Source organism: Streptomyces sp. NBC_01551 (genome assembly GCF_026339935.1).
Lineage (GTDB): Bacteria > Actinomycetota > Actinomycetes > Streptomycetales > Streptomycetaceae > Streptomyces.
The window spans coordinates 5,212,985-5,228,857 of the sequence record NZ_JAPEPX010000001.1; the positions used below are offsets into that span (position 1 = coordinate 5,212,985).

The window sequence follows — 15,873 nt, forward strand, 5'->3', positions numbered from 1 at the left end:
GATGAGCCAGAACCCGCGCAACCGCTCGCCCCGCGCCCTCGTCGGTGGGGACCCGGAAGCCACGTACATGCTCCGCTTCGACGGCCGGGACCTGCCCGCACAGACGGGCCAGAGCATCGCCGCCGTGCTGTGGAGCGCCGGGATCCTCGCCTGGCGCACCACCCGCGAGACCGGCGCCCCGCGCGGCGCCTTCTGCGGGATCGGGAGCTGTTACGACTGCCTCGTCATCGTCAACGGCCGTCCGAACCAGCGCGCCTGCCTGGTGCCCGCCCGGCCCGGGGACACCGTCACCACCCAGGAGGGAACCGGCCGTGCCGACCTCGCCGTCTGACCGGGAAGCCGACCTCGTCGGCCTCGCCGACCTCGCCGTCGTCGGCGCCGGCCCCGCCGGGCTCGCCGCCGCCGTCGCGGCCGCCGGGCTCGGCCTGCGCGTCACCGTCCTCGACGCCGGGGAGCGCCCCGGCGGCCAGTACTACCGCCACCCCGCCCCCGGCCTCGGCGCCGCCCGCCCCGAGGCCCTGCACCACGACTGGGCCGACTTCGCCTCCCGCGAAGCCGCCCTGCGCGCCCACGAGGCGGCGGGCCGCATCACGTACCTCCCCTTCCACCACGTCTGGACCGTGGTCCAGGACCGGCAGCGCTGGACCCTGCACGCCGTCGCCGGCCCCGAGGAGAGCGCCGCCGCCGTCCACGCCGAGGCCGTGCTGATCGCCACCGGGGCCTACGAGCGCCAACTGCCCTTCCCGGGCTGGACCCTGCCCGGCGTGGTCGGGGCCGGCGGCGCCCAGGCCATGCTCAAGGGCGGCCTCGTCCTGCCGGGGCGGCGGGTGGTCGTCGCCGGGAGCGGGCCGCTGCTGCTCGCCGTCGCCGGATCCCTCGCGGCCGCCGGGGCGCGGGTGCCCGCGGTCGTCGAGGCCGCCTCGTACTCCGGGTACGCCGGGCAGGCCCCCGCCCTGCTCCGCAACCCCGGCAAGATCGCCGAGGCGGCCACGTACGGCGGCGCGCTGCTGCGCCACCACGTCCGGCTGCTCACCCGGCACGCCGTGACCGAGGCGCACGGCGCCGACCGGGTCGAGGCCGTGACGGTGGCCCGGCTGGACCGGGACTGGCGTCCGCTGCCGGGCACCGCCCGCCGGATCCCCTGCGACGCGGTCGCCGTCGGCCACGGCCTGGTGCCCCAACTGGAGCTGGCCACCGGGCTGGGCTGCGCCACCGCGCCCGCCGCCGACGGCACCGCCGCGCTGGAACTGGACGCCCGGCAGCGGACCTCCGTACCCGGCATCTGGTCCGCCGGGGAGACCGGAGGCATCGGCGGGGCCCAACTGGCCATGACCGAAGGGGAGATCGCCGCCTTCGCGATCGCCGGGGTGCCCGTCCCGGCCGCGCTGGTGCGCCGCCGCGCCCGGCTGCGCGCCTTCGCCGCCGCGATGGGCGCCGCGCACCGCCCCGGCGACGGCTGGACCGGCTGGCTGCGGGACGACACCGACGTGTGCCGCTGCGAGGAGGTCCCGGCCGGCTGTATCCGGGAGGCCGTCGAAGACCTCGGCGCCGGGGACGCCCGTACCGTCAAACTGCTCACCCGCGCCGGAATGGGCTGGTGCCAGGGCCGGATGTGCGGCCCGGCCGTCGCCGCCCTCGCGGGCGAAGCGTCGTCCTCCCCGGGCGCCGCGCCCGACCGGCGGCCGCTGTCCTGCCCGGTCCCGCTGCGCCACCTCGCCGAACTTCCGGCCACGGAGGCCTGATCCGGCACGCGCGGACCCTTGTGGCCGCCTCACACCGCCAAGTAAAATGTCACACACCACTCTAGGGAGCTCTCTCATGACCCACGCGCCCACCCCCGCGCCCACCCGCACCCGCCCCTGGCACGGCATCATGGTCGCCACCGCGCTGCCGCTGCGCGAGGACCTCAGCGTCGACCACGACGCGTACGCCGAGCACGTGGCCTGGCTGATCGCCAACGGCTGCGACGGCGTCGTCCCCAACGGCTCCCTCGGCGAGTACCAGACCCTCACCGACGCCGAACGCGCCCAGGTCGTCCGCACCGCCGTCGAGGCGGCGGGCGACGGCGCCCGCGTCATGCCCGGCGTCGCCGCCTACGGCAGCGCCGAGGCCCGCCGCTGGGCCGACCAGGCCGCCGAGGCCGGCGCCGGCTCCGTCCTGCTGCTGCCCCCCAACGCCTTCCGCGCCGACGAGGCGACCGTCCGCGCCCACTACGCCGAGGTCGCCGCGGCCGGGCTGCCCGTCGTCGCGTACAACAACCCCATCGACACCAAGGTGGACCTGACCCCGGCGCTCCTGGCCCGGCTCCACGCAGACGGCAGCATCGTCGCCGTCAAGGAGTTCAGCGGCGACGTGCGCCGCGCCTACGAGATCGCCGAACTCGCCCCGGGCCTCGACCTGCTCATCGGCGCCGACGACGTCCTCCTCGAACTCGCCCTCGCCGGCGCCGTCGGCTGGATCGCCGGCTACCCCAACGCGCTCCCGAACTCCTGCGCCACCCTCTACCGGGCCGCCGTCGCCGGGGACCTCGACACCGCGCTGCCGCTCTACAAGTCCCTGCACTCGCTGCTGCGCTGGGACTCCAAGACCGAGTTCGTCCAGGCCATCAAGCTCTCCATGGACCTGGCCGGCCGCCCCGGCGGCGCCACCCGCCCGCCGCGCTTCCCGCTCACCGGCGAGATCGAGGCCGCCGTCCGCGCCGCCACCGAGAAGGCCCTCGCCGAGGGCCTCAACTAGCCCCCGGGGGAACTGGAATGCGTACGCGCCACATCTACCACGCGGTGGACTCGCACACCGAGGGCATGCCGACCCGGGTCATCACCGGGGGAGTCGGGGTGGTCCCCGGCGCCACCATGGCCGAGAAGCGGCTCCACTTCATCGAGCACATGGACCAGGTCCGGACCCTGCTCATGTACGAGCCGCGCGGGCACGCCGCGATGAGTGGCGCCATCCTGCAGCCCCCCACCCGGCCCGACGCCGACTTCGGCGTGCTCTACATCGAGGTGTCGGGCCTGCTGCCGATGTGCGGACACGGCACCATCGGCGTCGCCACCGTGCTCGTCGAGACCGGCATGGTGCCCGTGGTCGAGCCGGTCACCACCGTCCGGCTCGACACCCCCGCCGGCCTGGTCAGCGTGGACGTCCGCGTGGAGGACGGGGCGGCCACCGCCGTCACCCTCACCAACGTCCCGTCCTTCTGCGCCGGGCTCGACCTGAAGGCCGAGGTGCCCGGCTTCGGCACGGTCACCTACGACCTCGCCTACGGCGGCAACTTCTACGCCTTCGTCGAACTCGAAGCCCTCGGCCTGCCCTTCGACCGCGCCCGCAAGGACGACCTGATCGCCGCCGGGCTCGCGATCATGGAAGCGGTCAACGCCTCCGACGACCGCCCCGTGCACCCCGAGGAACCCTCCATCGCCGGGGTCAAGCACGTCTACCTCGCCGCCCCCGGCTCCGACGCCCGCCGCTCCCGGCACGCCATGGCCATCCACCCCGGCTGGTTCGACCGCTCGCCCTGCGGTACGGGGACCAGCGCCCGGATGGCCCAGCTGCACGCCCGCGGCCTGCTGGAGACCGGAGCCGACTTCGTCAACGAGTCCTTCATCGGCACCGAGTTCACCGGCCGGCTGATCGCGGAGACCACCGTCGGCGGCCTCCCGGCCGTCGTCCCCACCGTCACCGGGCGGGCCTGGATCACCGGCACCGCCCAGTACTTCCTCGACCCGGCCGACCCCTTCCCCGGAGGGTTCCTGCTGTGACCGCCGTCCGCACCACCGACTACCACACCGCGGGCGAGCCGTTCCGGATCGTCTCCGAAGGCCTTCCCCTGGTCCCGGGGGACACCGTCGCCGAGCGCTGCGCCACCGCCGTCGGACCGGGAGGTTCCGGGACCGCCCCGCGCCGGGGCGCGCTGGACGACGTACGGCGGCTCTTGGTGCAGGAGCCGCGCGGGCACGCCGGGATGTACGGGGGGTTCGTCGTGCCCCCGGACGACGACGGGGCCCACTTCGGGGTGCTGTTCTGGCACAAGGACGGCTACTCCACCGCCTGCGGGCACGGCACCATGGCGCTGGGCGCCTGGGCCGTGGACACCGGCCGGGTCGCCGCCCCCGACGACGGGGACGCCCGGGTGCGGATCGACGTGCCGTCCGGGCGGGTCACCGCGACCGTGCACCGCAGCCGGGGCCGCACCACCGGGGTCACCTTCCGCAACGTCCCGGCCCGGGTGGGCGCCCGCAAGGTGCCCGTCGCCACCTCGCTGGGGATCGCGGAGGTGGACATCGCGCACGCCGGTGCCTGTTACGCCGTCGTCCGCTCGCGGGACCTCGGCCTGGAGGTCACCCGGACCGCGCTCCCCTCGCTGGTACGGGCCGGGCGGGAGATCCGCTCCGCCCTGGCCACCCACCCCGCGACCTGGCACGCCGGCGGACCGCTGCTCTCCGGGGTGTACGGGGTGGTCCTGTACGAGGAGCTGCCCGACACCCCGTTCGGGCCGCACCACCGCAACGTCACCGTCTTCGCCGACGGGCAGGTCGACCGCTCGCCCTGTGGATCCGGCACCTCGGCGCGGCTCGCGCTGCTCGCACAGGACGGCGCTCTCGCGGCGGGGGAGGACCTGCTGCACGAGTCGGTCGTGGGCACCGTCTTCACGGGCCGGGTGGTTCCCGGGGACTCCGCCGACGGGCTGGTCACGGAGGTCACCGGCACCGCGTACCGCACCGGCGAGCACGCCTTCGAGGTCGATCCGCACGACCCGCTCGGCACCGGGTTCCTGCTGTGATCCCGCAGCTGTCGGGCGAGGACATGGCCGGGCTCCTCACCCCGGCCGCGGCGGCCGACGCGCTGGCCGACGCCCTGCGGTCCGGGCTCGACCCGGAGGGCTGCCCGCAGCGCACCACCCTGGACGTGCCCGGCGGGCAGCTGCTGCTGATGCCGGCCGCGACGGGGGCGTACGCGGGCGTGAAGATCGCCGGGGTGGCGCCGGGGAACGCGGCCCTCGGGCTGCCGCGCATCACCGGCTCGTACCTGCTCCTGGACGGCCCCACCCTGCGTCCGCTGGCCCTCCTCGACGGGGCGGCCCTGACCACGCTGCGCACCCCGGCCGTCTCCGCGCTGGCCCTGCGCCACCTGGCTCCGGCCGGGCGGCCGCTGCGGCTGGTGCTGTTCGGGTCGGGGCCGCAGGCGTACGGCCACCTCGAAGCGGTCGCGGCCGTACGGCGGCTCGCCTCGGTCGTGGTGGTGGCCCGGGGCGGCGAGGGCGCGGAGAAACTGGCCGCCCACGCGCGCGGGATGGGCATCGAGGCCCGGGTCGGCGCGGCGGGGGACGTCGCGGACGCCGACCTGGTGGTCTGCTGCACCACGGCCCGCGAACCCCTCTTCGACGGGCGGCTCGTCGCTCCGGGCGCCACCGTCGTCGCCGTCGGCTCGCACGAGCCCGACGCGCGGGAGACGGACACGGCGCTGGTGCGGCGCTCGGCGGTGTACGTGGAGTCCCGCGCGGCCGCGCTGCGCGAGGCCGGTGATCTGCTGGTTCCGGAGGCGGAGGGGGCCATTGGGCCCGGTCATATCAACGGCACTCTCGCTGACCTGGTCGCCGGCCGAATGCCGGCGGGTGGGCCGCCGGGTTGTCCACAGCTCTTCAAGAGCGTGGGCATGGCCTGGGAAGATCTCGCTGTGGCGGTCGCGCTGTTCAAGGCCGCTGGAGCGAGCAGCGAAACGTGACATTGTACGCTGTTCCTCTGCTCGTCGGTGGTGTCGGGGGTGTCGGAGGAAATGCAATGGGTGACCTGAAGCAGCACAGTCTCATCAAGGCCCAGGAACGGCTCCGCGACCAGGTCGGCCACGCCCTCCGAGCAGCGCTGATAGCGGGTGAACTCCGCCCGGGCAACGTCTACTCGGCGCCGGGACTCGCCGCCGAGCTCGGGGTCTCGGCCACGCCGGTGCGCGAGGCCATGCTCGACCTCGCCCGCGAGGGCCTGGTCGAGCCGGTCCGCAACAAGGGCTTCCGGATCACCGAGGTCAGCGAGCGCGACCTGGACCAGTACACCGAACTGCGCACGATGATCGAGGTCCCGACCATCGGCCGGATCACCAAGATCGCCACGGTGGAGCAGCTGGAGGCCCTGCGCCCCATCGCCGAGGAGATCGTCACCAGCGCGCGCGAGCACAACCTCATCGGCTACCTGGAGGCGGACCGCCGCTTCCACCTCAGCCTGTTGGCCCTCGCCGGGAACGACCGCCTGGTCGAGACCGTCGGCGACCTGCGCAAGCGCTCCCGCCTCTACGGCCTGACCGGCCTGGACGAGGCGGGCAAGCTGGTGTCCTCGGCGGAGGAGCACGTCGAACTGCTGGACCTGATGCTGAGCGGCGACGCGGCGGCGGCCGAGGAGTGCATGACGCGCCACCTCGGCCACGTCCGCTCGCTGTGGGCCCAGGGCCGTGACGAACCGGTCGGCCGCACCCCCGGAGGCCTCGGCTCGGGCCTCTAGGGGTACGGCCGACCTCCGTCCGTCAGCCTCCGTCAGCCTCCGTCAGCCGCCGAGGAGCTGGAGCAGGGCGCGGGCGGCGGCGAGGGCGGGCGCGCCGATCTCTCCCATGAGGGCGGCGACGCCGGCGACGGTCCGCAGCGCGTTGCCCCGCTCCGCCGGGGCCGCGGCCGGGTCGGCCGTGATCGCGGGGAGGGCTTCGTCGATGCGCCGCACGTCCGCCTGTGGAGCGTGCGTGCGCAGGTCCGTCAGCAGGTCCACGAGCTCCCGGACGGCCCGCTCCAGCGCGGGGTCGGCCTGCCGGGGGCCGACGGACGTCCCGCCGTGGACGACCATGCCGGTGTTGCCCTCGCCGTCGTGCATGTTCACGACGTTGCCGTAGTAGGTGTTGCCGTCCCCGCTCACGCGTTGCTCATCCCCACGTTGCCGGTGCCGCCGTACATGTTGACGGCGTCGCCGAAGAAGTAGTTGCTCGGGTTGCTGATCGTCAGTCGCTGTACCTGGATGCGCAGTTCCGTGTCCGGGTGCTCGATCGCGTAGGCGATCTGGTGGACGGCCGTGTTGAGGTGCTCCGGCCGGCCGGTGACCAGGGCCGTCGACTGGCCGTTCGACTCGACGGCCAGGACGTAGTGCGAGGAGGCGGTCAGCACGGTGAGCATCTCCGCCACGAAGTAGACGCCGGCGCACACGGCGCCGAACCAGAGGAACGAGATCAGGTTGCTGCCGTAGTTCTGCTCTTCCGGCCTTCGGGCCAGCATCCCGGCGATGGCGGCGAAGAAGGTGAAGCCCATCACCACCAGCAGCGTGAGCGCCGTCCGCCGAACGAAGAGGAACACGGCGTCCTTGCGCCGGGGGTGGAGGACGAACGTGTAGATGCGCGCGACGTTTTCGAGCGGGTACGCCGCGCCCCCCACCCACAGCAGCCTCTTGGTGATGGTGACGTCGAGCGTGGTCGCCAGGCCCGCCCCCGTGGCCGGCGGTGACCCCGGCGGGCCCTGTGGAACGTGCGGCTGCGGCGGTGTCGCCGGCTGGCGCCCCTCCCACGGTCTGCGCGGCTGCGGCTGTGCCGGCGGTGGTGTCGGTGGCTCGGCGGGTGGCCCGGCCGGTGGCTCAGTAGTGTCCATGCTTCCCCCTGAGATGGAACCGCTTCCGAGTGGAGACTCATTAAGCGGCGGCCACCTCAGGCCCGCAAGGCGAAAACCGGCCCCGCGCCAACTCGATGCGGCCGATGGGGTTTTGGACACGGCTGGATAACGGCGTTACCAACCCCTTGTCAGTGCAATTTCACATTACTATGTTACCGGTCACATCATAAAGCGCGGCCCTTCACTGGAGTGACCCATGACCAAGCGCACCCAACTCGCCCTCGCCACCGGCCTGGTGGCGGCTCTCGCACTCGGTGCCTCCGGCTGCTCCGACCCCAAGAAGGGCTCCGCCAAGGGCAACGGCTCCGGTGCGAGCAACCCCGCCGCCGCCAACGACGGCAAGATCCTCGGCGGCACCCCGGTCAAGGGCGGGACCCTGACCGTCCTGTCCAACCAGGACTTCTCCCACCTCGACCCCGCCCGCAACTGGACGATGCCGACGATGGACTTCGGCACCCGCCTCCTCTACCGCACGCTCGTCACCTTCAAGGCCGAGCCCGGCAAGGCCGGCAGCGAGCTGGTCCCCGACCTCGCCACCGACCTCGGCACCTCCTCCGACGGCGGCAAGACCTGGACCTTCACCCTCAAGGAGGGCGTGAAGTACGAGGACGGCTCGCCCATCAAGGCGCAGGACATCAAGTACAACGTCGAGCGCTCCTTCGCCCCCGACCTCACCGGCGGCCCCGACTACGCCGCCCAGTACCTGGCCGGCGGCGAGGGCTACAAGGGCCCCCTCCAGGGGCAGCACCTCGACTCCGTGAAGACCCCCGACGACCGCACGATCGTCTTCGAACTGAAGCGGCCCGTCGCCGAGTTCTCCGCGACCGCCACCCTCCCCACCTTCGCGCCCGTGCCCCAGTCGCAGGAGAAGGGCACCCAGTACGACGCCCGCCCGTTCTCCTCCGGCCCGTACAAGATCGAGACGTACGACCGGGACAAGAAGCTCGTCCTGGTCCGCAACGAGCACTGGGACGCCAAGACCGACCCCGTCCGCAAGGCGTACCCGGACAAGTTCGTGGTCGTCATGGGCCTCAAGGGCGGCCAGATCGACGACCGGATCATCGCGGGCGAAGGCGCCGACGCCTCCGCCGTCCAGTACGCCGACATGCGCCCGGAGAGCGCGCCCAAGGTGCTCCCGAAGCCGGACGTCAAGTCTCGCCTGCTCGCCGAGTCCCAGGGCTGTACCGAGATGCTCCACCTCAACAACTCCCGCGCCCCCTTCGACGACCCCAAGGTCCGCGAGGCCATGCAGTACGCCGTCGACAAGGAGGCCGTGATCACCGCGGGCGGCGGTCCGGCCCTCAACGAGGTCGCCACCGCCTACCTGCCCCCGGCCCTCACCGGCGGCAAGCAGGCCGACACCCTGAAGATCGCGCCGTCGGGCGACCCGGCCAAGGCCAAAGAACTCCTCAAGGCCGCCGGCAAGGACAAGCTCAAGGTCTCCCTCGCCGTCTCCACCGGGGACAAGGGCAAGGCCGAGGCCATCCAGCAGGGCCTGTCCCGGGCCGGCGTCGAGGTCGTCATCGACACCGTCGACCCGGGCGCGTACTACGACGTCATCGGCGACCTCTCCACCACCCCCGACATGACCCTCACCGGCTGGTGCCCCGACTACCCCTCCGGCTCCACCTGGATCCCCTTCGTCTTCGACGGCCGCACCGTCAAGGACAAGGGCAACCAGGGCAACTACAGCCAGTTCCGCGACGACGCGACGATGAAGCGCATCGACGAGATCAACGCCATGGCCGACGCCCGGCAGGCCAACGAGGCCTGGATGAACCTCGACGCCGAGATCATGAAGAAGTCCCCGTCCATCCCGGTCCTGCTGGAGCGCAAGCCGCTGCTCGTCGGCCCCAACATCGCCGGCGCCTTCGGCCACCCGGTGTGGACCGGCACCGTCGACTACGGCACGGTCGGCCTCAAGGACCCCTCGAAGAGCCAGGGCTGAGGCATACGGGAACCCCGACACCATGACCACCACCGCATCCGGTGCCGGCGGCCGGCAGGCCCCGCCCCCGGCTCCGGGCGGGGCACCGGCCCCCGACGCCGTCAAGGGCGGTCGCGCGGAGGCGGCGACCGGCAGCAGCCCCTGGCGGCTCGCCCGGCGGGAACTGCGCCGCCGCCCCGCCGTCCGCGTCAGCCTCTGCGTCGTCCTCCTCTTCGTCCTGATGGCCGCCACCGCCCCCTGGCTGGGCGCGCTCGGCGGCTGGTCCCCCGAGGAGTTCGACAAGAGCGCCGTCGACCCCTACCTCGGGGGCCAGCCCCTCGGCTCCTTCGGCGGGATCAGCCCCGAGCACTGGCTCGGCGTCGAACCCGTCACCGGCCGCGACCTGTTCGCCCGCGTCGTCAGCGGAGCCCAGGTCTCCCTCCTGATCGCGTTCGCCGCCACCGCCATCGTCGTCCTCACCGGCACCGCCGCCGGAATCGCCGCCGGCTACTTCGGCGGCCGCACCGACGCCGCCCTGTCCCGGCTGATGGACCTGACCATGTCCTTCCCCTCGCTGATCTTCATGATCGCGATGCTGTCCGTGGCCAAGGACGTCAACCGGATCGCCCTCATGACCGCCGTCATCGGCGTCTTCGGCTGGCCCGGCGTCGCCCGCGTCGTCCGCGGCCAGACCCTCTCCCTCAAACACCGCGAATACGTCGACGCCGCCCGCGTCGGCGGATCGACCTCCTGGCGGATCCTCACCCGCGACATCCTCCCGGGCGTCAGCGGCCCGGTCATCGCCTACACCACCCTGCTGATCCCCGGCATGATCAGCACCGAGGCCGCGCTCAGCTACCTCGGCGTCGGAGTCCGCCCGCCCACCCCGTCCTGGGGCCAGATGATCGCCGAGTCCGTGGCCTACTACGAGACCGACCCCATGTACTTCGTCATCCCGAGCGTCTTCCTCTTCCTCGCCGTCCTCGCCTTCACCCTGCTCGGCGACGCCCTGCGCGACATCCTCGACCCGAGGGGCGGCCGCACGTGATCGTCTACCTCGCCCGCCGCCTGCTCGCCCTCGCCGGCGTGCTCCTCGCCATCGCCGCCGTCACGTTCCTCATCTTCTACGTCCTGCCCTCCGACCCGGCGGCCGCCGCCTGCGGCAAGACCTGCAGCGCCGAACGGCTGGCCGACGTACGCGAGTACCTCGGCCTCGACCAGCCGCTGTGGCGCCAGTTCGCCGACTTCCTCACCGGCATCTTCACCGGCCGCACCCTCGGCAGCGGCCAGTACGCCGTCCAGTGCGACTTCCCGTGCCTGGGCTACTCCTACGAGAACTCCCTGCCCGTCTGGGACCTGCTCATGGACCGCCTCCCGGTCTCCGCCTCCCTCGCCGTCGGGGCCGCCGCCCTCTGGCTGGTCCTCGGCCTCGGCGCCGGTGTCACCGCCGCCCTGCGCAAGGACACCGTCACCGACAAGGCCCTGATGGTCGGCGCCGTCGCCGCCGCCTCCCTGCCCGTCTACTTCACCTCCGTGATGCTCATCTACGGGGTGATCCGCATCGCCGGACTCCTGCCCTACCCCACCTACCAGGCCTTCACCGACAACCCGCTCGGCTGGGCTTCCAACCTCCTGCTGCCCTGGACCGCGCTCGCCCTGCTCTACGCCGCCATGTACGCCCGCCAGAGCCGGGGTTCGATGATCGAGGCGATGGCCGAGCCGTACATCCGCACCGCCCGCGCCAAGGGCATGCCCGAGCGCACCGTCGTCGTCAAACACGGGCTGCGCTCCGGGATGACCCCGATCCTGACCATCTTCGGCATGGACCTCGGCAGCCTGCTCGCCGGAGCCGTCATCACCGAGTCCATCTTCGGACTCCCCGGCATCGGGCGGCTGTTCTACGGGGCGCTGGTCAGCTCCGACCAGCCCGTCGTCCTCGGGGTGACCCTGCTCGCCGCCTTCTTCATCGTCGTCGCCAACCTCGCCGTCGACCTCCTGTACGCCGTCATCGACCCGAGGGTGAGGTACTGATGGCCGCCCTGCTCGAAGTACGCGATCTGCGCGTCACCTTCTCCACCCCGCGCGGCTCCGTACGGGCCGTCGACTCGCTCGGGTTCACCGTCGAGGCCGGGCGCACCCTCGGCATCGTCGGGGAATCCGGCTCCGGCAAGTCCGTCACCTCGCTCGCCGTCATGGGCCTGCACCGGGGCGCCGAGATCGGCGGCTCCATCGCCCTGGACGGCCAGGAGCTCACCGGCCTGTCCGAGAAGGAGCTGTCCCGGCTGCGCGGCCGGAAGATGGCCATGATCTTCCAGGACCCGCTCAGCAGCCTGCACCCCTATTACACGGTCGGCGAGCAGATCGCCGAGCACTTCCGGGTCCACTTCAAGGCCGGCCGGGCCGCCGCGCGCAAACGGGCCGTCGACATGCTCGGCGAGGTCGGCATCCCGCAGCCGGAACGCCGGGCGGGGGAGTACCCCCACCAGTTCTCCGGCGGCATGCGCCAGCGCGCCATGATCGCGATGGCGCTGGCCTGCGAGCCCGAGCTGCTGATCGCCGACGAGCCCACCACGGCCCTCGACGTCACCGTGCAGGCGCAGATCCTGGAGCTGATCGCCCGCCTCCAGCAGGAGCGCGGCCTCGGCGTCGTGATGATCACCCATGACCTGGGTGTCGTCGCCCGCGTCGCCCACGAGGTGCTGGTCATGTACGGGGGCCGGGCCGCCGAACAGGCCCCGGTCGACGAGCTGTTCGCCGACCCCGCCCACCCGTACACCCGGGGCCTGCTGGACTCGCTGCCCCGGCTCGACGACGCCGACGACGAACCCCTGCGGGCCATCCCCGGCTCCCCGCCGTCCTTGCTGGCCCCGGCCCCGGGCTGCGCGTTCGCCCCGCGCTGCCACGTCGCCGCCGCGGGCTCCCCCGAGCAGCGCCGCCGCTGTGCCACCGACCGCCCCGAGCTGCGGCCCCAGGGGACGGCCCGGCGCACCGCCGCATGCCATTTCGCGGGGCCCGGCGTCGCGCCGACCGCCTCGACCGCCTCGAACGCCTCGACCGCCCCGCGCGCCACGAGCGCTCCGACCGCCCCGGAGGCGTCCCGATGACCGTAGAGGCCCGCCCCCCGGACACCACCGCACGGCCCGACCGGGCCGGGACGGATCCGGCAACGCCGACCGAGCCGCTGCTGCGGGTGCGGGACCTCACCATGACCTTCCCCGGCAGGCGATCGGCGCCCGTGCGCGCCGTGGACGGGGTCTCCTTCGACCTGGCGGCCGGCGAAACCCTCGGCCTCGTCGGGGAATCGGGCTGCGGGAAGTCCACCACCGGCCGGATGCTGGTGCGGCTGTTGGAACCCACCTCCGGCAGCATCCGCTTCGACGGCCGGGACATCAGCCGGCTCTCCCAGCGCGCCCTGCGGCCGCTGCGGCGGAACATCCAGATGGTGTTCCAGGACCCGCACTCCTCCCTCAACCCCCGCCAGACGGTCGCCCGGATCATCTCCGACCCGCTGCTCGTGCGCGGTGTGAGCGCGGCCGACGCCCGCCGCCGGGCCGCCGAGCTGATGGAGCTCGTCGGACTGATCCCCGAACACATCGACCGCTACCCGCACGAGTTCTCCGGCGGCCAGGCACAGCGCATCGGCATCGCCCGCTCGCTCGCCACCAGCCCCCGGCTGATCGTCGCGGACGAACCGGTCTCCGCGCTCGACGTCTCCGTCCAGGCGCAGATCGTCAACCTGATGGAGCGGCTGCGCGCCGAACTGGGCCTGGCCTACGTGTTCATCGCGCACGACCTGTCCGTCGTCAAACGGGTCAGCGACCGCGTCGCCGTCATGTACCTCGGCCGGATCGTCGAGATCGGCGACAAGAAGTCGCTGTACGAGAACCCCCAGCACCCGTACACCCGGGCGCTGTTGTCCGCCGTACCGCTGCCGGATCCGGCGGCCGAGCGGCGGCGCGAGCGGATCGTGCTGCTCGGCGACCCGCCGAGCCCGGCCGCCCCGCCTCCGGGCTGCACCTTCCACCCGAGGTGCCCCAAGGCGCAGGACATCTGCCGCACGGAGCGCCCGCTGCTCCAGGTCACCGCCTCACGTGAGGTGGCATGTCACTTCCCCGGTGACTGACGGGGATCCAGGGGAAGGAAGAGGAGGACCCCGGAGCCGACACGATCGGCTCCGGGGTCCTTCGCGTGCGTGACGCCTCAGAGGGCGAGTTCGCGGCGGAAGAACTCCAGCTCCAGGGCCATCAGCTTCTCCCGCGTCCCGCCCGGGGTCATGTGCGTGACACCGGGCAGCGCCAGCAGCTGGTGCGGGCGGCCCGCGTCCGTCAGGGCCTGGGACAGCCGCAGGGTGTGCGAGGGGTGGACGTTGTCGTCGGCCAGACCCGTGACCAGCAGCAGCGGCCGGGTCAGACGCGGGGCGTCCGGCACGAGCGAGTCCCGCTCGTAGACCTCGGGGTGGTCCTGGGGCAGGCCCAGGTACCGCTCGGTGTACGCCGTGTCGTACTGCCGGAAGTCGGTCGGCGCGGCCCCGGCGGCCGCCGCGTGGAAGACGTCCGGGCGGCGCAGCACCGCGAGCGCGGACAGGTAACCGCCGTAGGACCAGCCGCGGATCCCGACCCGGCCGAGGTCCATGTCCGGGTGGCGGGCGGCGAGCGCGTGCAGCGCCGCGACCTGGTCCTCCAGGGTGACCTCGGAGAAGCCGCGGTACATGGCGTGGGTGAAGGCGGGCGAGACGTACGGGGTGCCGCGGTTGTCGACGGTGACCACCGCGAAGCCCTGGTCGGCCCACCACTGGCGGGCCTGCCAGCGGCGCGGCTCCGCGCACACGTCCTGGAAGCCGGGGCCCCCGTACCCGTCCACGAGCACCGGCAGCCGCTGCCCGGGCACGTGTCCGCGCGGCAGGACCAGCGCGGTCGGGATCCCGTGCTCGGTGACCCTCTCCAGCACCGGGACGACCCGGTAGGGCAGCGGCTCGCTCAGGTCGGCGGGAGCGGGCCGCTGCCGCCCGTCGGGGGCGCGCAGGGCGCGCCGTATCCCGTCCGCGTCGGCCGAGGTGAGCAGCAGCAGCTCCCCGGCGCAGGCGCTCACGGAGTGCACCCCGGGCCCGTCCGCGACCGGCGTCAGCGCACCGGTGCCGGGGTCCAGCAGCAGCACCTGCTGCTCGGCGGGGTCGCCCTGCCCGGCCTCGACCAGCAGCCCGCCCCGGTGGACGCCGGCCACGCGGCGGACCTGGATCCCGTTCCCGGTGCGCGGTTCGCCGTCCACGGCGAGGGCGCGGGCGGCCCCGCCCGGCGTGTCGGCGCTGGTGAGCATCCGCCCGTCGGGGAGCCGGGCCGGGGTGCCGGGCAGCGGGTCCACCCACTGGGGGTGCGTGGTGCGGGACAGCTCCCGGGTGCGCCCGGTGTCCGGGTCGGCGCTGAGCAGCAGCACGCTCCGCTGGAGCCGGTCCTGCACCGTCAGCAGGATCTCCCCGGCCGGTTCCCAGCTCACGTCGGAGACGTACGGGTGGCTCACCGCGTCCCAGTCGAGCCGGATCCGCCGCTCGCCGGGCCCGAGCACCCACAGCTGGACCTCGGCGTTCGGACCGCCCGCCTCGGGGTACGCGAAGTCCTCGGCCGGGAGCTCGGGGTGCGCCGGGTCGGCGAAATGGCGCCGCTGGAGGGCGGATTCGTCGACCCGGGCGGCCAGCAGCGCGGTCCCGTCGGGGGACCACCAGTGCCCCCGGGAGCGGCCCAGCTCCTCGGCCGCGGCGAACTCGGCGACGCCCCAGCGGGCCCCGTCGTCGGGGCTGACCCGGCCGCCCGGCGCGGTGTACAGCGCGTCCGCGCTGACGTAGGCGACGCGGCCGCCGTCGGCGTCGGGCCGGGGGTCGAAGACGGGTCCGGCGGCGGGGATCTCCTTGGGCTCCCCGACGGGCCGTCCGCTCCCGTCGCAGGTGACCGCGTACAGCAGCCCGTAGAGCGCGAAGACGGCGGTGCGGCCGTCGCCGGAGAGCGCGTACGAGCCGATGCCCGCGGCGACGAGCCGGATCCGCTCGCGCAGCCGCCGCTCGGCGACGGGCAGGGTGCCGGGCTCGGGGCACAGTTCGCGGGGGTCGGCAAGGCGGGTCTCGGTGCCGGTCGCGGTGTCGAGGACCCAGAGGCCGTCGAAAGCGTCGGTGGGACCGGTGGAGCGGAGGAACCAGAGCAGCCGGCCGTCGTCCCCGAAGGAGAACGCGCGAGGCGCGCCGTACGTGAAGCGGGCGGTGCTCGCGGAGAGCCTGAGGAAATCATCCATGACAGAAGTGTGACATGTGAAATAGCACACTGTACATATC

At 73.5% G+C, this 15,873-nt stretch carries 15 protein-coding genes; 12 read left to right on the top strand and 3 right to left on the bottom strand.

Annotated elements, in window-relative coordinates; genetic code table 11:
- Window position 1 precedes the first annotated feature (1 nt).
- The 7 genes from OG982_RS23610 (at window position 2) to OG982_RS23640 (ending at window position 6,488) form a co-directional block, all read left to right on the top strand.
- The gene (locus OG982_RS23610) at window positions 2-331 is read left to right on the top strand and encodes a (2Fe-2S)-binding protein (RefSeq protein ID WP_266783588.1); all 330 of its coding nucleotides are present in this window, start codon (window positions 2-4) and stop codon (window positions 329-331) included.
- The gene (locus tag OG982_RS23615) at window positions 312-1,742 is read left to right on the top strand and encodes an NAD(P)/FAD-dependent oxidoreductase (RefSeq protein ID WP_266783586.1); all 1,431 of its coding nucleotides are present in this window, start codon (window positions 312-314) and stop codon (window positions 1,740-1,742) included. Before OG982_RS23610 ends, OG982_RS23615 begins: the two co-directional genes overlap by 20 nt.
- A 76-nt stretch (window positions 1,743-1,818) precedes the next feature.
- Window positions 1,819-2,736 carry a dihydrodipicolinate synthase family protein gene (locus tag OG982_RS23620; RefSeq protein WP_266783584.1) on the top strand — a complete coding sequence of 306 codons (918 nt, stop codon included), beginning with the start codon at window positions 1,819-1,821 and terminating at the stop codon, window positions 2,734-2,736.
- A gap of 17 nt (window positions 2,737-2,753) precedes the next feature.
- Window positions 2,754-3,758 (top strand): proline racemase family protein, encoded by a 1,005-nt coding sequence (locus OG982_RS23625; RefSeq protein ID WP_266783582.1) that lies wholly within the window; start codon window positions 2,754-2,756, stop codon window positions 3,756-3,758.
- Window positions 3,755-4,780 (top strand): proline racemase family protein, encoded by a 1,026-nt coding sequence (locus OG982_RS23630; protein ID WP_266783580.1) that lies wholly within the window; start codon window positions 3,755-3,757, stop codon window positions 4,778-4,780. The genes OG982_RS23625 and OG982_RS23630 overlap by 4 nt, the downstream gene beginning before the upstream one ends.
- Entirely contained in the window at window positions 4,777-5,721 is a 945-nt protein-coding gene (locus tag OG982_RS23635) for an ornithine cyclodeaminase family protein (protein WP_323139274.1), read from the top strand. Before OG982_RS23630 ends, OG982_RS23635 begins: the two co-directional genes overlap by 4 nt.
- 56 nt (window positions 5,722-5,777) lie before the next feature.
- The gene (locus OG982_RS23640; protein WP_266783578.1) at window positions 5,778-6,488 is read left to right on the top strand and encodes a GntR family transcriptional regulator; all 711 of its coding nucleotides are present in this window, start codon (window positions 5,778-5,780) and stop codon (window positions 6,486-6,488) included.
- Window positions 6,489-6,530: 42 nt separating this feature from the next.
- Here the strand turns inward: OG982_RS23640 and OG982_RS23645 are convergent, their stop codons facing one another.
- Together OG982_RS23645 and OG982_RS23650 are read right to left on the bottom strand one after the other, a co-directional pair.
- The gene (locus tag OG982_RS23645) at window positions 6,531-6,890 is read right to left on the bottom strand and encodes a hypothetical protein (RefSeq protein ID WP_266783576.1); all 360 of its coding nucleotides are present in this window, start codon (window positions 6,888-6,890) and stop codon (window positions 6,531-6,533) included.
- Window positions 6,887-7,609 (bottom strand): DUF6232 family protein, encoded by a 723-nt coding sequence (locus tag OG982_RS23650; protein WP_266783574.1) that lies wholly within the window; start codon window positions 7,607-7,609, stop codon window positions 6,887-6,889. The genes OG982_RS23645 and OG982_RS23650 overlap by 4 nt, the downstream gene beginning before the upstream one ends.
- A gap of 217 nt (window positions 7,610-7,826) precedes the next feature.
- Between OG982_RS23650 and OG982_RS23655 the strand changes: the two genes are divergently transcribed.
- The 5 genes from OG982_RS23655 (at window position 7,827) to OG982_RS23675 (ending at window position 13,680) form a co-directional block, all read left to right on the top strand.
- Window positions 7,827-9,578, top strand: coding sequence for an ABC transporter substrate-binding protein (locus OG982_RS23655; protein WP_266783572.1), 1,752 nt, complete (start codon window positions 7,827-7,829; stop codon window positions 9,576-9,578).
- 22 nt (window positions 9,579-9,600) lie between these two features.
- Window positions 9,601-10,605 carry an ABC transporter permease gene (locus tag OG982_RS23660; RefSeq protein WP_266783570.1) on the top strand — a complete coding sequence of 335 codons (1,005 nt, stop codon included), beginning with the start codon at window positions 9,601-9,603 and terminating at the stop codon, window positions 10,603-10,605.
- Window positions 10,602-11,588 carry an ABC transporter permease gene (locus OG982_RS23665; RefSeq protein WP_266783568.1) on the top strand — a complete coding sequence of 329 codons (987 nt, stop codon included), beginning with the start codon at window positions 10,602-10,604 and terminating at the stop codon, window positions 11,586-11,588. The genes OG982_RS23660 and OG982_RS23665 overlap by 4 nt, the downstream gene beginning before the upstream one ends.
- Window positions 11,588-12,661: an ABC transporter ATP-binding protein gene (locus OG982_RS23670; protein ID WP_266783566.1), complete on the top strand. Its 1,074-nt coding sequence runs from the start codon at window positions 11,588-11,590 to the stop codon at window positions 12,659-12,661. The genes OG982_RS23665 and OG982_RS23670 overlap by 1 nt, the downstream gene beginning before the upstream one ends.
- Before the next feature lie 101 nt (window positions 12,662-12,762).
- Window positions 12,763-13,680, top strand: coding sequence for an ABC transporter ATP-binding protein (locus OG982_RS23675; protein WP_266791758.1), 918 nt, complete (start codon window positions 12,763-12,765; stop codon window positions 13,678-13,680).
- A gap of 77 nt (window positions 13,681-13,757) precedes the next feature.
- Here OG982_RS23675 and OG982_RS23680 read toward each other — a convergent pair whose 3' ends face one another.
- On the bottom strand, window positions 13,758-15,833 hold the full coding sequence (locus tag OG982_RS23680) for a prolyl oligopeptidase family serine peptidase (protein ID WP_266783564.1): 2,076 nt from the start codon (window positions 15,831-15,833) through the stop codon (window positions 13,758-13,760).
- Between the last annotated feature and the right edge of the window lie 40 nt (window positions 15,834-15,873).

Coding starts and splice junctions, on each gene's coding strand:
- OG982_RS23610 (WP_266783588.1), top strand. CDS start 2: ATGAGCCAGAACCCGCGCAACCGCTCGCCCCGCGCCCTCGTCGGTGGG.
- OG982_RS23620 (WP_266783584.1), top strand. CDS start 1,819: ATGACCCACGCGCCCACCCCCGCGCCCACCCGCACCCGCCCCTGGCAC.
- OG982_RS23625 (WP_266783582.1), top strand. CDS start 2,754: ATGCGTACGCGCCACATCTACCACGCGGTGGACTCGCACACCGAGGGC.
- OG982_RS23640 (WP_266783578.1), top strand. CDS start 5,778: ATGGGTGACCTGAAGCAGCACAGTCTCATCAAGGCCCAGGAACGGCTC.
- OG982_RS23650 (WP_266783574.1), bottom strand. CDS start 7,609: ATGGACACTACTGAGCCACCGGCCGGGCCACCCGCCGAGCCACCGACA.
- OG982_RS23655 (WP_266783572.1), top strand. CDS start 7,827: ATGACCAAGCGCACCCAACTCGCCCTCGCCACCGGCCTGGTGGCGGCT.
- OG982_RS23660 (WP_266783570.1), top strand. CDS start 9,601: ATGACCACCACCGCATCCGGTGCCGGCGGCCGGCAGGCCCCGCCCCCG.
- OG982_RS23670 (WP_266783566.1), top strand. CDS start 11,588: ATGGCCGCCCTGCTCGAAGTACGCGATCTGCGCGTCACCTTCTCCACC.
- OG982_RS23675 (WP_266791758.1), top strand. CDS start 12,763: ATGACCTTCCCCGGCAGGCGATCGGCGCCCGTGCGCGCCGTGGACGGG.
- OG982_RS23680 (WP_266783564.1), bottom strand. CDS start 15,833: ATGGATGATTTCCTCAGGCTCTCCGCGAGCACCGCCCGCTTCACGTAC.